The 15,261-nt window shown below is 42.3% G+C and carries 10 protein-coding genes; all 10 read right to left on the reverse strand.

Going from position 1 to position 15,261, the window contains the following annotated elements; all coding sequences use genetic code 11:
- The coding region (locus ACH0QE_RS18160; protein ID WP_415801899.1) for a glycoside hydrolase family 16 protein at positions 1–548 on the reverse strand (548 nt) is incomplete at its 3' end.
- Positions 549–800: 252 nt separating this feature from the next.
- Complete coding sequence (locus ACH0QE_RS18165) at positions 801–2,138, reverse strand: glycoside hydrolase family 30 protein (RefSeq protein ID WP_415801900.1); 1,338 nt, start codon at positions 2,136–2,138, stop codon at positions 801–803.
- 18 nt (positions 2,139–2,156) lie between these two features.
- Entirely contained in the window at positions 2,157–5,402 is a 3,246-nt protein-coding gene (locus ACH0QE_RS18170; protein WP_415801901.1) for a cellobiose phosphorylase, read from the reverse strand.
- Positions 5,371–6,705, reverse strand: a complete 1,335-nt coding sequence (locus ACH0QE_RS18175; RefSeq protein ID WP_415801902.1) for a GH1 family beta-glucosidase — start codon at positions 6,703–6,705, stop codon at positions 5,371–5,373. Before ACH0QE_RS18175 ends, ACH0QE_RS18170 begins: the two co-directional genes overlap by 32 nt.
- A gap of 22 nt (positions 6,706–6,727) precedes the next feature.
- A complete protein-coding gene (locus tag ACH0QE_RS18180) occupies positions 6,728–7,531 on the reverse strand; it encodes a glycoside hydrolase family 16 protein (RefSeq protein ID WP_415801903.1) in 804 nt (267 codons plus the stop codon).
- Positions 7,532–7,916: 385 nt separating this feature from the next.
- Positions 7,917–9,428, reverse strand: coding sequence for a response regulator (locus ACH0QE_RS18185; protein ID WP_415801904.1), 1,512 nt, complete (start codon positions 9,426–9,428; stop codon positions 7,917–7,919).
- Entirely contained in the window at positions 9,421–11,283 is a 1,863-nt protein-coding gene (locus tag ACH0QE_RS18190; protein ID WP_415801905.1) for a sensor histidine kinase, read from the reverse strand. The genes ACH0QE_RS18185 and ACH0QE_RS18190 overlap by 8 nt, the downstream gene beginning before the upstream one ends.
- Before the next feature lie 195 nt (positions 11,284–11,478).
- On the reverse strand, positions 11,479–13,134 hold the full coding sequence (locus tag ACH0QE_RS18195; RefSeq protein ID WP_415801906.1) for an ABC transporter substrate-binding protein: 1,656 nt from the start codon (positions 13,132–13,134) through the stop codon (positions 11,479–11,481).
- 210 nt (positions 13,135–13,344) lie between these two features.
- Positions 13,345–14,172 (reverse strand): carbohydrate ABC transporter permease, encoded by an 828-nt coding sequence (locus tag ACH0QE_RS18200; protein WP_102265158.1) that lies wholly within the window; start codon positions 14,170–14,172, stop codon positions 13,345–13,347.
- A gap of 84 nt (positions 14,173–14,256) precedes the next feature.
- Positions 14,257–15,192 (reverse strand): ABC transporter permease, encoded by a 936-nt coding sequence (locus ACH0QE_RS18205; protein WP_415801907.1) that lies wholly within the window; start codon positions 15,190–15,192, stop codon positions 14,257–14,259.
- Positions 15,193–15,261 lie beyond the last annotated feature (69 nt).

Genomic DNA, 15,261 nt, shown 5'->3' on the forward strand with positions numbered 1-15,261 from the left:
CTGCCCCATGACTCCATAATATCAATCTCACCTGAGGCTGCCCAGGAACCATATTTATCTTCCTCAGGAAGCATCCAGATGGCAGGCCAAAGCCCTTTCCCTGTTGGCAGCTTCGCCTTGATTTCATAGCGGCCGTATGTCTTGCTGAACAGGCCTTTTGTTTTCAGCTTTGCTGAAGTGTAATCATAAGTTCCGAACTCATCTGTAACCTGCTCTTGCTTTGCTTTGATGACAAGCTTGCCATCATCAATGAAGGCGTTTTCACTTGAATCCGTATAATACTCTTTTTCATTGTTGCCCCAGCCAGGGGCTATTCCATTGCCATCCTGGTCGACGATCCAGTTCCCAATATCATAGGTCCATTTGCTGCGATCGATTTCAGGCCCGTTGAACTCATCTGACCAGACGAGGGACCATTCGGATTTGTTCTGTTTCATATCCTGCTTCAGGGCTGCACTTTCATTTCCTTGTTTGACATCGGTGCCTGCGAAACTGGTACCAGGCAACATCATCATTGTACTTAATAAAATGGCCAGTGTTTTTTTCAATCAAATTCCTCCTCCATTTTTTGAAAAGCGCAAGCGCCTTGGTCAGCCCCGACAAGCGTTGGAGGGCCTGACAGTGAAGTCGTTCTTTGACTTCATTGGCAGGACCGAAACGACTCGAGGGGCTAGGCGCTGGAGCTAGACAATTTTCAAAGTTAAAAAAAACACCACCTCCTTTACGTAACATTCATTTGATAAAAAAACGATTTTGTCATGACAAGGAGGCAGTTTATTTTAATCTCTGACTATAGTTTTCTAGCTTTTTATAATGAAGGTAGTAATAGAGTGTTCTGGCAACTCTGCTGTCGTTACATTGCCTTCTAGTGAAATGCTGATTGCTTCTGACTTGTCTTCATCATTCATCACGACTGCAACAATTGAGCCGTCTTCGTTCTGGAAGGAAACCGACTTCAATGTTGGGTGATTTAATTCTTGTGCAATCCTCACTGCATTCGGCTTGATGTATTTGCTGAAGTGACCAATATAATAAAAGGAGCTGTTATAGTGAATCTCTCCAGTCTTTGTATCGACGATTACCGGTGCATCGCAATAATTGCCTACATGGTTCGGTCCACCCTGTTCATTCAGGACGATATTCCAGTCAATCCAGCCTTCAAGCCAATTGTTGATATCGCCCATGATGTTTCTTGCGTAACGTTCTCCTGTATGCCAGGCGCCAAGCTGGACTCCGCCTTCAATGCACCCTTCTGTGAAAATCAGGTGTTTATCAGGGAATTCGTCATGGATTTTGCTTAGATTCTCAAACTCCTCTGATACATACCAGTGGAGGCCTGTGCCCCAAATATATTTAGCAGACTCAGAATCTGATAAAATCGTTTTTGCCCGCTCATAGGCTATATCCCTGTTATGATCCCAGATGATGATTTTCTTGTCACTTAGGCCTTCCTGCTCCATGACAGGTCCTAAATGGTTTTTAACGAAGTCACGTTCTTCTTCTGCCGTATACCTGCACGAATCCCAAACCTGAGTTGCCTCAGGTTCGTTTTGAACAGTGATTCCCCAAATAGGTACGCCTTCCTTCTCCATCTCCTTGATGTACTTCGTATAGTACAACGCCCATGCTCCATAGAATTCTGGCTTCAGCTTTCCGCCATTATTCATTTCATTATTGGTTTTCATCCAGGCAGGAGGACTCCATGGGGAAGACAGTATTGTCAAGTCTTCTCCCCTTGCTTTTACAGCATCCTTGATGAGCGGAAGTACGTATTTCTGTTCGCGCTCAATCGAAAACGTTTTAAGTTCGACATCATTTTCCTCAACATACGTATAGTTCTCAAGGGCGAAGTCACAGCTGTGAATATGGGTTCTGCCCAGGCTGTAGCCTAGTCCTGTTTCCTGATTGAAATAGCTCTCGACTACTTTCAGGCGATCTTCTGCCGGAATTTGGGCAAGCGTGTAGGCAGCTGCCTCAGTAAAGGCGCCTCCAAAACCCATGAAGCTTTGATACTTTTTGTCTGGATCAAGCTTCAGTACAATCGGCTGCAGATTTGCTTCATTTGAAGCCGCAAGACTTCCCTTGTCGGCTAATCGGTCTCCTGTATTCTTTGCGGTCTGAAATATTTTCATTTCCATTAAGCGCACCCCGGTTCCTTAGTTTAGATAAACATCAATTCTGTCAATCTTGCCGTCTCTTACGTCTTTTGCATATGATTCTGGCAAACGATCATTGTCTACCTCTACCATTTCACCATCCTTATGAAGCACATATTTTACGGTCTTTACGCCATCTGCTCCATACGTACTTTTTCCAGAAGGATTATGGTAGGTTACCTCTGTATGGCCCAATAATGTAAACTGTACCTTCCCGTCTGCGCCGAAAAGCCATGACGGTAAAATTGGCTGCAGGCGTAAGCTCAATCCTGCTTCATTGACAGTGAAAACGTCCTTGCCAATCATCATCAACTGCCAAATACTCAAGAATTCGGCTGTCGTTCCACTCAACCTTGCTACAAACCCCTGTCCATGGACAGATTCGTCTGGGTTTGCGCTGCTGGCAATAAACGATGAGTTTTCAAGAATGCTTCTGCCGTATACCTCTGGATCCATGAATGGAGGAAGCGCATTTGTCAAATCCTCGAAAAACTCGTCATATAAACCAGACTTCAGGACACTGAGCAGATATTTGAATTCCATGTGCATGAAAATCGATTCCCGCTCAAGCCAGCCTGGCGTGAACGCACGGGCACGGCCGATCTCATAGGTTTGATCTTCAAGCGATCCAGATGTTTTGTACATTTTCAGCTTGGCATCGAATATATCAGATTTTCTTACGTGCTTATAAATTGATTGGGCCGTTTCCAGGCCAGCTGTTTTCATTTCTCTTGCCGGTCCCTCGAGAAAATGCGGCAGTGCAGAAACTTCAAATGAATGGACCTTCACGAGCGGCAGACCCTTCTTGTTCAGCTTCTCTTTCCCATTTTCGTCCGTCAGCTTCTCCCACTGATCAGCTTTGAAGGCAAAGTAAGTTGGAATTAAGCCGTCACCGATTTCTTTTGCCCGTTCAATTCCTGCTGTCGTTTTCTCCAGCCATTTGCTAGCCGCAAGAACCAGCTGCTGAAGAGAAACACTCACTTCCTCCCCAGTGAATCCGTTTCGAATCGAGTCGCGGTACTGTTCTCTCGCATGAGAAACTTGATCCCAATAACCGAACTCGTCAAGGTTGCCCGTTTGGAACTGTTCGAGCTGTGCATTCACAGCTTCTACAAGCTTATAGACTTCGACCGGAAGGAGAATCTCCTTGTCCGCTTCCTGTCCTGCGGCAACTATAAAATCGAGCAGGCGCTTAAGCTCGAGTGTTTCCCCCATAGCCGAACCGAATAAACCAGGAAGCCCATTCATCGAGTCATTCCATCCAGGTTTGTTCGCTTCCATCTCCACACCCATGCCAAAAGGGTCCAGGGTGGAAAATTTGTTCAGCGCTAACGTGAACATTTTGCTATACAGGTTTGATGTATAGAATTCGCCATCAGAATTCACCAGCCAGTTGGAACTTGTCTGGTGTCCTTCTTCAGTAATGGCATCGTACTGGCGGACCTTCCCATCAACAAGTACATATTTTTCTGAGCGTGGATTTACAAATACAGGGCTGGAGAAGTATTTATAATCCCGATCCTCGAAGAGCAGCTGTTGTTTGTTCTCGGGATACACTTTCAAATAGTTTTCAACAAGGTCCAGATTATACGTCCAATGATCCATCCAGTAGCCTTCGCCAAACTCAGCCTCAATCTTCTGGCTGCTCATTGAAAGGACTTTTTTCAGGAACTCCGGAAGCGCTACTGACAGCTCGATTTCCCTGTCCGTAATACTTTGCAGTAAATCCCCAGGTGTATATGTGCCTTCAAGTTTGCTCCTGATAAAAGCAGCATGACCAGCATCGACGACCATTTCATCCAGCCAGCTCCACTCGGTTTTGTCGGTTATTTCGAAGCTTGCGCCCTTCACCACGAGTGGATTGTATCCGTCTGCCTGGATTAAGCTCATGAACAGCTTGATGTTGAACACACCAGTTTCAGGATGGAAAAATACATCATTTCGGCGATTTTGATTCACATCACGGAAATTCCCGTTGCCCTGTGAAAAGAATTCAGGTGCGAGTGAAAAGAAGTTATAATCCCTTTCCAGGTCACCGTGTTTACGCGAATGGACGTAATAGATGAACGGTGCACCATCGGTCTCTAACAAGACTGGATATCCACCGCGCAGGACGTTATCAAGATAGCTCTGGTTGATATAAGCATCAAATAGCGGTGATGCTGTTTTGGTCATGACATCTTTGGTAATCGCGGTCACAAGAGCCTGGTTTTCTTGATATTTACGTTCCATGTAACCATCTGCCATAATCTCATCTGCTTTTTCATTGATGATTCCAATATCATTCACATGGCCGACCAGGGTATAGAGTGTTAGCTTCTGACCTTGATTAAGCGCCTGCCCTAAAGGAGAAAATCCGCACGGCACTTTATTGGATGTCACAGGCACAGCAGCGGCTATTGCATCAATTGACTTCTCTTCAAATTCATTCGGATACGAAAGCGAGCTGTTCGGCCCGAAGACCAGATCAGCATCAACAACTGGCGAAATTAAGCTGCCAGTTTCTGTAAAGCTTAAATAAAAGTGACCTTTCGTCACTTCATCTACTTGAGCAGAATCATTCGTTGAAGACCGGACTCGGTAGTACGGAATCCCGCGATCAAGATTGAATACATCCATCCAGCTTTTCAGTGTATTACCAACCGCCTTGTAGGCCGCATCATCAATGCCGAACGGGATGATTGCCGGCAGCCCATCGAGAACTTCGAGGTCCATCTTCTGTTCGGAAATGTTCTCGATCTCCACTTTGCGCACCAATGCCCCAAAGTTCTCATTAGGCAGCGTGAAATAGGTGACGAGCGTCTTCACACCATATTGCTCGTTGATTTCTTCTATTTTCAATTCATTTTCCTTGATGTACATGTTGCGTTTACGGCCTTTAGTACCGCCATAAGCGGAAAATGGTTCGAAAATGGCCGTTCCGTGCTCACCCGTCAATTTAATGAACGTGCGGAACCCGTTCATGGAAACGCGTTGATACGCTTGGTTTGCCGGAAAAAACTCTGTGATCGCATGGTTCTTATCCTGGACACCGAAGCTTACCATCGCCTGGCCGCGATTCACATAAAAGGACCAAATCGGTATTCCATATAAGCCGGCGAGACCGGGAAGGAAGCTCGAAAATGTCTTTGCCTGGTCAAATTGTTCAATTACAAAGTATTGCTGATCATCGATTCTGTATTTTTCCATCATTATCACTCCGGAGATATTGGATTTAAATTGAACGTTCCTTGATGATTTCGGCATAGCGGTAACCGCTGTCTTTTAAGATTCTCTCCTGTGTTTCGAAGTCGACATAGGTAATACCGAAACGTTTTTCATAGCCAAATGCCCATTCAAAGTTATCGAGAAGGGACCATTGATAGTAGCCGGCGATGTTCATATCCTCTTCATTCAGCTCGGCAACAGCTTTAATATGTTGTTCAATATAATTCTGCCGCTCTGGGTCATGGACTGAATTGTCCTCTGAAACCTGATCATCGAAGGCAGCGCCATTTTCAGTGATATAGATTGGCAGTTTCGTATATTCCTGGCGCAGACGGCGGATTAAATCCTTAAACTCCACAGGAGAGATATCCCATCCCATCCCTGTTTTCGGGTAGTCCGAGTAAGCACTTGTATAAAGGAAATCCGATGCAGCGTTGAATTTAACTAGACTGCGGTTGTAAAAGTTAATCCCAAAGAAATCACACACAATCGAAATCTTTTCCAAATCACCTTCCTGGATAAAATCAAAAGAGTGGACGTATTTGGAGAATAGATTCATCATGTCGACTGGGTAAGACCCTTTTAATACAGGATCAAGGAACCAGCGGTTTGTATAGCCGTCGGCATTATTAGCCGCCAATCGATCATTTGCTGAATTGCTGGCAGGGTACATCGGCGACAGATTCAGCGTAATGCCGACAGGTGTTGAAGAGGCAAACTTGCCGTTCAACAGGGACACTGCTTCACCATGGGATAGAAGAATATGGTGAACTGCTTTTAATGCTTCCTCCATATTTGTATGTCCTGGTGCATGTACACCCTGATGGTAACCAAGGAATCCTGCGCACCATGGCTCATTATGGGTAATCCACATTTCTACATGCTCATCAAGTTCCTCAAAGCATTTCTCTGCGTACTCCATGAACCAATTTACAGATTCTCTATTTGTCCAGCCGCCCTGTTCATGGGCCCACATTGGCAAATCCCAATGGTAAAGCGTGACCGCGGGCTTGATTCCATTTTCGATCAAGCGTGTAATAAGGTTTTTGTAAAAGTTCATTCCAGCTTCGTTATACTTTCCTTGCTCTGGAAAAATCCTTGGCCAGGCAATCGAGAAACGATAAGAATCCACACCAAGCGTTTTTAAGATCTCAATATCCTTCTCATATAAATGGTAATGGTCACAAGCGATATCCCCGTTATCCATATTGAAGACATTTCCGGGAGTCCGGGAAAACGTATCCCAAATGGAAAGGCTCCTGCCGTCTTCTTTATAGGCCCCTTCAATCTGATAGGAAGATGTAGCTGTGCCGAAAATAAAATCCTTAGAAAACTTGTTCATCTACTGTTCACCTCTGATGTTTTTATTCTTCTCTCTTGTAAACTTTGATGTAATCAACTGTCATTCGCTGAGGAAACTGGGTTGTTTTATCAGGGTATCCCGGCCATTTTCCCCCGACAGCAAGATTCAGCTGGAGGTAAAACTCATGGTCAAATGGTGCAAACCCAGCTTGCTGTTCCTCTGATTCCGGAGCCTTGCTGAACCATTCAGTCTGCCTTGCATACAGGAGATCATCTACATACCATCTGAATTCTCCTGGTTCCCAATCAAGGGTGAAAACATGAAAGTCATCGGAGAACTTTTTACCTTCAGGAAGCGTATAGTTTTCTCCTGTATATGTGTGTGGCATGCCATAATGAAGCGTTCCATAAACCGTACCTGGTTGATGGCCGATACTCTCCATGATGTCAATTTCCCCGCAGGCTGGCCATCCAGTATACTTTTCCATATCCTCTGGCATCATCCAGATTGCAGGCCAGATTCCCTGGCCTTCAGGTAATTTCGCCCGAATCGAAAATCGTCCGTATGTCCAGGCTGCCTTCCCTCTGGTCGTCAATTTCGCGGATGTATAATCCAGCCCTTTATACTCCTCATTCCTGGCCTCAATCACCAGCATGCCATTCTCGATTCGTGCGTTTTCTTTCCGTCTTGTATAGTACTGGGATTCTTCATTCCCGAAACCAGTTCCGGCCTCAACAAAATTCCATTTGTTTTCATCTATCTCAGAAAGATTAAAGTTCTCTTCCCAAACTAACTTCCAATCCGCTTCTGAATTTGAAAGCGTCATCATTTCTTTGCTTAATTTGTCCTGATTTTTTGACTCCACCTAAACCGCCCCTCTCTGAAAAAAACTCGTTGCTGCGTACAAAATATATCTCAATACCTATTCTACCTTTGCCAGTCTTGCATCTTGAGATAGAGAATTTTGTTTAGGGTGTCAATATTTTAGAAGAGCGTAAAAACCTGTGAAAACACTTCCAAAAAACGTTAAAACAGTAAGAGATCAATTGGGTTTTAAGATAATCTCCATATAAAAGGCGAAAAAATGAATTGGGATTTACTTGTCCGAACCTGCGGTGACTTCAGACAAACTGAAGCCAAATAAAAGATAGATCAAATGGCCAGTCAGGATTTGCTCGATATTTTGGTATCTACCGGCCCAAAGGGCAGCAACCTTGAAAACAGAAAAAAGAGAGCCTATTCAGCCCTCTTCATCCATTCATTTCCCGATATTCTTTTGGAGAAATTCCTTCAACATCACGGAATACCCTCGCGAATTGTTTAGGGTTTTTGTATCCAACCATCTCACTGATTTCCAGTATTTTAAAATCTGTCTCTTTCAGCAGCCGCTTTGCACTTTCTACTCTGACCATTTTCAAGTAATCAACGAAGTTTTGTCCAATATACTCCTTGAACATATGGCTGAAATAGGAATAATTCAATGAAATGTAATTAGCGACTACGGCTAAATTCAAATCCTTATGATAATTTTCCCTAATATACGCAATTGCCCGGTCCATGTACTTTTGCTCTGAGTACACAGCTTTTACCTGTTTATTGTATTCATGGATTCTCATCAGCAAATCCTCGAGGGCATGGAAGTATTCATGGAAGTTGTCAAAGTTATAGATATTGTCTATCTTATTTAAAAGCTCGAACGTTACAAGAGATTCTTCCCCCAACCTCTTGAAAAAGCCTTTGAAGATCGTTTCATTGATTTCCTCGTTAAGGTTTTCGAGATAATCGATGCTGCTGTGGGCAATGACATCAAAATCCATAACCTGCCTAAGATTATCTTTAATTTCCTTTTCCCGTTCAGTCCCCAGCATATTGGAAATCTTATTGATCAGGTCTGCCGGGATAGAGGCTACTTCTGGTTTCTCCTTAACATTCTCATATAAAATGATCTGACGACGCGGATAAAGGAAATGATACTTGATCGCTGTGGCTGCCTGACCATAAGTTTTTTTAAACTCTCTTATACCCTGCGCCTTTTCGCTAATGCCAATGGTAAAAATCGAATGTCTGTCCCTGCCAAGCTGTTCTTTCAGAATCGAGAATTGCTCAAAGTCTGCTGAAATGATTGTGACTCGGCCGTCTTTATCAAGGAATGGAATGCTGTCGCTGCTTGAATTGAGCAGCTGATTGATCTTATTAAGAAAATCCTCTCCATCTATATCTCCATCCACCTGAATGATTCCCACATAGTATCCATCCGGATATGATTCTATTTTCATTTTCCTATAAAGATCTTCTACATCTTCCTGTTGAATATTAGGATTAAGCAAAATGTAATTCAGTTGGCTGGCACGGTAGTCATCCATATGCTGGTAGGTCATTTTCTGGCTGTTTTCCAGTTCTTCTATGATGGTATTCAAAGTTTTGAATAGCTCTGTGCGGTTTACCGGCTTCAATAAGTAATCTTTTACCTTATGTTTGATCGCTTCCTTGGCATACGTGAAATCATCGTATCCGCTGAGGATTACAATCGATGTTTTTATTTCTTCCTGCTGTTGGAGTTCCCTGATTAATTGAATACCATCCATCCTTGGCATTTTAATATCTGTGATCACGATATCCGGTTTATTCTCCAATATACCGTCAAGAGCTTCCTGTCCATCTGAAGCGATGAATGTTTCAAAATCTGGATATTCCCGCTTGATCATTGCCTGTATACCCAGCCGGATATTTTTCTCATCATCTGCTATAAGAACTTTATACACTTCGGCTGCCTCCTTTCATGATTTTACTAGGCAGTTTTACCGTCACCATTGTGAATGCACCTTTCTCACTAGTAACAAACACTCCATACTCCGTCCCATAGTAAAGCTGGATTCTCTCATTCACATTGTGAATACCTATTCCATTTCCACCTTTAGAACCGGGATTTTGATTTTCCGTCCCTGTTTGAATGGATAAGTTGAGCGATTCACACTCCTCTTTTGTCATCCCCACACCATTATCTTTTATCTCAATGATGATATGGTCCTCTGAACATCTCGCATTCACCTGCAGGATGCCTTCATTTTTCTGGTCGTTTGGAATGATTCCATGTTTGATTGCATTCTCAACGATCGGCTGCAGCGACATTTTCAGAACTTCCTGGTCATACAGTTCATGGGGGACAGCAATGTTCAAGGTTAGCAAGCCATCCAAACGCAGATTCATAATCTCCACATAGTTCTTTATATAATTCAGCTCTTCATCAAGTACTACAAAGTCATTCTTCCATTTAAGATTGTAGCGCATCATTTCACCAAGTGAGGTCACGGCATCAGAAATAGGATACTGTCCTTCTATTTCTGCCATCATCTTGATGTTTTCCAATGTGTTGTAAAGGAAGTGAGAATCAATTTGGGTTTTCAACGCCTTTAATTCTGTTTCTTTTGCTGTTGCCTGCTTGTTGACAGCTTCGGCGATCAATCCATTCATTTTACCAAGGAGACTTTTGAAATGAAATGCCAGCTCCGAAATCTCATCTTGCCCACCAATTTCAACATCAACAGAAAAGTCGCCCTGTTCTACCCGCTTCATTGAATCTTTCAATTTGTACATTTTTTTCAGGAGCAATAAAACCAGTACATAGGTGACAAAAGAAAGAATAATAACAAGAAAGATAATTCCGCTAAAAATGACATTCCTAGTCTTTGCAGTTTCAGCATAAAGGCCTTCAAGGGAAATGACATTCAGCAGGTATGCATCCAAATCATCAATATAGGCAGTGATGACTAGGTAGGGAGTTTCATTGTTTTCAAATTGAAAACTGCCAGTGCCTTCATGTTTTGATTTGTTGAATTTAAGTTTGAGATCTTCAGTGTCAATACCCTCATCTTCAAAATAGGTGTGCTGGAAATTCCTGATCATGTTGTTATCCTTATCAATGACGACATAGACCGAGTCAGGGTCCTGCACCGTTCCGAACATTTTGGGGAAAAAGTTTTTAAGGAACATATTGATTTCGATGATGCCTAAATGTTCATCCTTTGGGTAATCCAATTCCCGTAACAATGAAATTTTCGCTGTGTTTTGCGATGGAAGCCGTTCAAGGACATCATCGGTCTGCTGATCGAACCACCATACCTCCATCCCATTCCTGTTGATGACCTCTTCTCTCCATGGCTTTTCCATGATTCGATCTTCTTTAAAAAGTATCGGCCACATCTCGGTTATATATGGATTGGTGGTATACAGGCGGATATTTTCAATAGCTGGGTTATTAGCCTGCAGCCTGGTCACATTCGACAACTCGTTCATTCTGAAATCAATCAACTGATCAATATTTGCTTCGTTCCTGCTTTTAACAAAGTCGATGAATTCTATATCCGAAACGACCATTTGAGCCGTTCGTCTCATCGATTCAATATTGTTTTTTATATGGATTTTCTCGATTTCAAGAGCATTTTCACTTTTAATCCTGATTTCATTGATCGCCCTGTCATACACGTTGCTGGAATAAATAGAAATGAAAATGATAATAGGAATAATGATAATAATGATATATAAGGCAATCAGCTTTTGCTGCAGGGAAAGTCGATTTAACCATGATGCAGCTTTGTTAACTGTTTTTTGAAAATCCATATTCTCACATCCATCGTTTGTCCGCATAAAAAAATTATAAATTATATTCAATATTAATATTGTGGTAAAGTGTTTCAATTTGATGAAATTATTTTGTGTAATCCCTCGCAGTGATACTTGCCTGTATGCAAAAAGAGGAATAGACTGCCCCCTCAAGAAATTTAATTCTAGAAGGAACAGTCTTTCCATAGTTATTTATTTTGCTGCATCAAGTTTCTCTTTGTTCTTTTCATAAATTTCTTGCTGATATTTTTCGACTTTTTCATAGCCGAAAGAGTCGCGTTTCTTCAGGAAGCCTTCAAAGATTTTATCGAACTCTTTATCGGACTTAGCTAACAGAAGTTTAGGAAGAATTTTGCCCCATTCCTGTGCAATCTTGCTTGCTGCTACACCTTCTGCAGAAGTTCCAGTCGGGCTGATGCCATCAAATTCTGCATAGCTGACTGTCTTTCCTTTAGTCCAGTCTTCCATTTGCTTGAATGGCTCAGAAGCAGGCGGTGCCCAAGCAAGGCTCATGTTTGTATCCATAAGCATCCAGTATTTGAATGAAGCTCCATACTGCTGGTCAAATGCTGCGCGATCCTTATTTAATAGATCCAATACCTCTGGCTTGAATTCAGGCTTACCATTCACCATATCATACGTTTCGCCTTCTTTACCCATGTAAAGGTCCATTTGTCCTTCTTCACTGATCATATAAGTCAAGAATTGAATCGCTCTTTCTTTGTCTTTAACATCTTTAGAAATCAAAGTAACTGTCCAGCCTGAGATGCTGTCACCCGCTAATGCTGGTCCATCTCCCTTTGAGTTAGCTGGTCCGTCTACTGCGATATACACTGAATTAGGATCTTTTGCATACAATGCGTGCTGTTGTGCTGCAAGGTCACTGCGCTGGTAAAGCATAGCGAAGTATCTTCCCTGTGAAATTTTTTCTTCCATTTGCGGGCGCTTATCGATAAAGATATCCTTTGCGAGAAGACCTTTATCATTTGCTTCTCTGAAAGTCTTTAACCATGCAAGATACTCAGGATCCTGGCTGCGGTCATAGACCTTTCCGTCTTTTTCCATAGGAATGTTAAGGAAGTTTTGCAGATAGCCTTCAAGAGAAGTATTACCTACATCAGTAAACTCATTCAAACCGAATGGAATCAATGGTGCACCGTTCACTTCAGGGAATTGTTTCTTGGCTGCTTCAAGAGCCTTCAAGAATCCTTCAGGAGTGCTCATATCTGGGCTGCCAATTGCCTCGTACATATCTTTTCTAACAAGGAAAGTCTGGTTAGAAGGCTTAAGGTCTTTATATTTGTCAAAATCCTTTGGCGAAGAAGAAGCATTCGGGTAGCCATACGTGTTGCCATCTTCTTGCTTATACCACTCGATTTTTGCTCCATCTGCTACTTTATAAAAATATGGATCATATTGATCTGCAAGTTCATTTAATGGAAGGACAAGCTCGCCTTCGATCATCTTCTTAACAGCATCTTCCCACCAGCCGATTGTGATGAAATCAGGAAGCTTTCCAGATGCGATCATTGTGTTCATTTTTTCTGCTTCGTTACCAGCAGGTGAGATAAAGTTGACTGAAACACCAGTTTTATCCGTTACATACTTGGAAACAGCATCGTCGCCCCATTTATGTGCGAACCAGGAAAAGTTCACATACCAATCAAACGTAATTGGATCCTTATTGGATTGCCAGCCAGGAGCATCAGCTGTTGCCTTTGGTTTGTCCGCGTCCTTTTCATCGGAAGCGTTTTCATTTGTCTTGCTGGAACAGCCTGAAAATAGTGCTAAAACCAATGATAGAACAAGCAGTAATGAAAAGCCTTTGGAAAAGAATTTTCTCCTCATTTTTTGACCCTCTCTCTTTTGTGTTATTTTGGGCCACATTATTTAATGTATACTGCTTTAAAAAGGAGGGAAAGACTTTTTGGCTAACTTCCAGCCTTTCCCACACTTTGAAGGGGGTATCCTTCATGAATAAAGCACGTCATTCAATAATGAAGCCTGGATTATTTAAATTTCTTCAAGGAAGAAAAATTTAAATCGAAATTTAGTAGATCAACCTTTTACTGATCCAATCAGCATTCCTTTTACAAAGTACTTTTGCAGGAATGGATAGACTAACATGATTGGAAGTGTTGTTACAACCATCGTTGCCAGTTTAATAGACTGAGATGTTACCGTCTTCGTGGCAATCGACCCTGCTGCATTCGTCATCATCTGATTTGAACTGGACTCAGCAACAACTTTGTATAGATAAGTCTGGATTGGCTGAAGGTCCGGATTATTCACAAAGATTACTCCGGCAAAATAGTCATTCCATTGATATACTCCCTGGAACAATGCAATGGTTGCAATAACCGGCATTGACAGAGGAATGATTACTTTTATAAAAATCATAAAGTCATTTGCTCCATCTATCTTTGCTGCTTCCTCCAGAGAAGTTGGCAATTCCCTAAAGAAGGATACAAAGATGATCAAATGGAAGAAGTTAAACATTGTTGGAATGATATAGACCAGGAAGTTATCAAACAATCCAAGATCCCTGATCAACAGGAAGTAAGGAATCAATCCGCCGCTGAAAAACATTGTGATGACACCGACCAGCATGTAGAAGTTCCTGCCGTAAAGGTCCCGTCTCGAAATGGCATAAGCCACCATCGCTGTAAAAAATACATGTGTAATTGTTCCGATAACCGTTTTGGCAATTGTCACACCAAATGATGTGACAATACCCGGCGTTTCAAAAACAGCCTTGTAGTTTTCTAAAGTAAACTCTCGCGGCCACCAGTAAATTCCGCCTCTCATCGCATCAACACCATCATTCAGTGAATTGACGAGAACATACCAGATTGGGTAGATTGTAATGGCACATATAAAGAGCATGATCAGAATGTTAATGTTGTCAAAAATATATTCGCTTGTTGTTCGCCGGTTCCGTTTAAAAAGCTTAAACACAACCCCACCCCCTTAGAATAAAGATGTTCCATTCAGTTTCTTCACAATCTTGTTAGCAGACAGGAGCAGGATAAAGGCAATGATTGCTTTCAATAAACCAACTGCTGTTGCGTATGAGTAGCGGGCATTTTGCAGACCCATCTGATAGACGTAAATATCAATTACATTACTAGCGCTTTCATTCAACGAGTTACGCAGAATCAAGATCTGGTCGAAGTTTGAATTTAAGACACCGCTTACAGCAAGGATGAAAAGAATTGTGATTGTCGGGCGAATCGACGGCAATGTGACATGCCACATCTTTTGGAAACGATTTGCTCCGTCAATTGTTGATGACTCGTACAGCTCTGGTGATACGCCAGCGATCGCTGCAAGATAAATGATTGCTGACCAACCAAGTTCTTTCCATATATCCGAGAGAATGACGATTGCCCAGAAGTTATCAGGTGAAGCAAGGAAATTCGTACGTTCACTGATTAACCCTAAACCTAGCAGGATATCATTTAAGACACCGATATCTGCGAGCCATGTTGTCAAAATCCCTCCAAGTACAACCCATGAAATGAAGTGAGGCAAGTAAGAGATCGTTTGAACCGCTTTCTTGAGCTTCATTGATGTAAGTTCATTCAGCAAAAGAGCAAAAATGATTGGAAGCGGGAAACCGATAATTAATTTGATCAAGCTGATTCCCAGTGTATTTTTCAGGACGATCCAGAAGTTCTCATCCTGCAGGAATTCCTTGAACTGCATCAATCCTACCCATGGTGCTTCTGAGATAGTTTTGATAATGCTGTATTCCTTGAATGCGATGATCAACCCGTACATCGGAATATAGTTGAAGATGAACATCCACACTACACCGAGAAGCGCCATCGTCTGCAAATACTTTTGAGAAATGATTGTCTTTTTAATTTTTTTGTATTTTTCTTTTTTTGTTGGCTCTGCCATTATGGTGTCACTGACTTGTTGTTCGACTGGCTGTTGAATCTTGACTTCCATTTCTTCACCACCTTAGTT

It is taken from the genome of Mesobacillus sp. (assembly GCF_047739415.1).
Lineage (GTDB): Bacteria > Bacillota > Bacilli > Bacillales > Cytobacillaceae > Mesobacillus.

Coding starts and splice junctions, on each gene's coding strand:
- ACH0QE_RS18165 (WP_415801900.1), bottom strand. CDS start 2,138: ATGGAAATGAAAATATTTCAGACCGCAAAGAATACAGGAGACCGATTA.
- ACH0QE_RS18170 (WP_415801901.1), bottom strand. CDS start 5,402: ATGCCGAAATCATCAAGGAACGTTCAATTTAAATCCAATATCTCCGGA.
- ACH0QE_RS18175 (WP_415801902.1), bottom strand. CDS start 6,705: ATGAACAAGTTTTCTAAGGATTTTATTTTCGGCACAGCTACATCTTCC.
- ACH0QE_RS18190 (WP_415801905.1), bottom strand. CDS start 11,283: ATGGATTTTCAAAAAACAGTTAACAAAGCTGCATCATGGTTAAATCGA.
- ACH0QE_RS18195 (WP_415801906.1), bottom strand. CDS start 13,134: ATGAGGAGAAAATTCTTTTCCAAAGGCTTTTCATTACTGCTTGTTCTA.
- ACH0QE_RS18200 (WP_102265158.1), bottom strand. CDS start 14,172: ATGCTCTTTATATGTGCCATTACAATCTACCCAATCTGGTATGTTCTC.
- ACH0QE_RS18205 (WP_415801907.1), bottom strand. CDS start 15,192: ATGGCAGAGCCAACAAAAAAAGAAAAATACAAAAAAATTAAAAAGACA.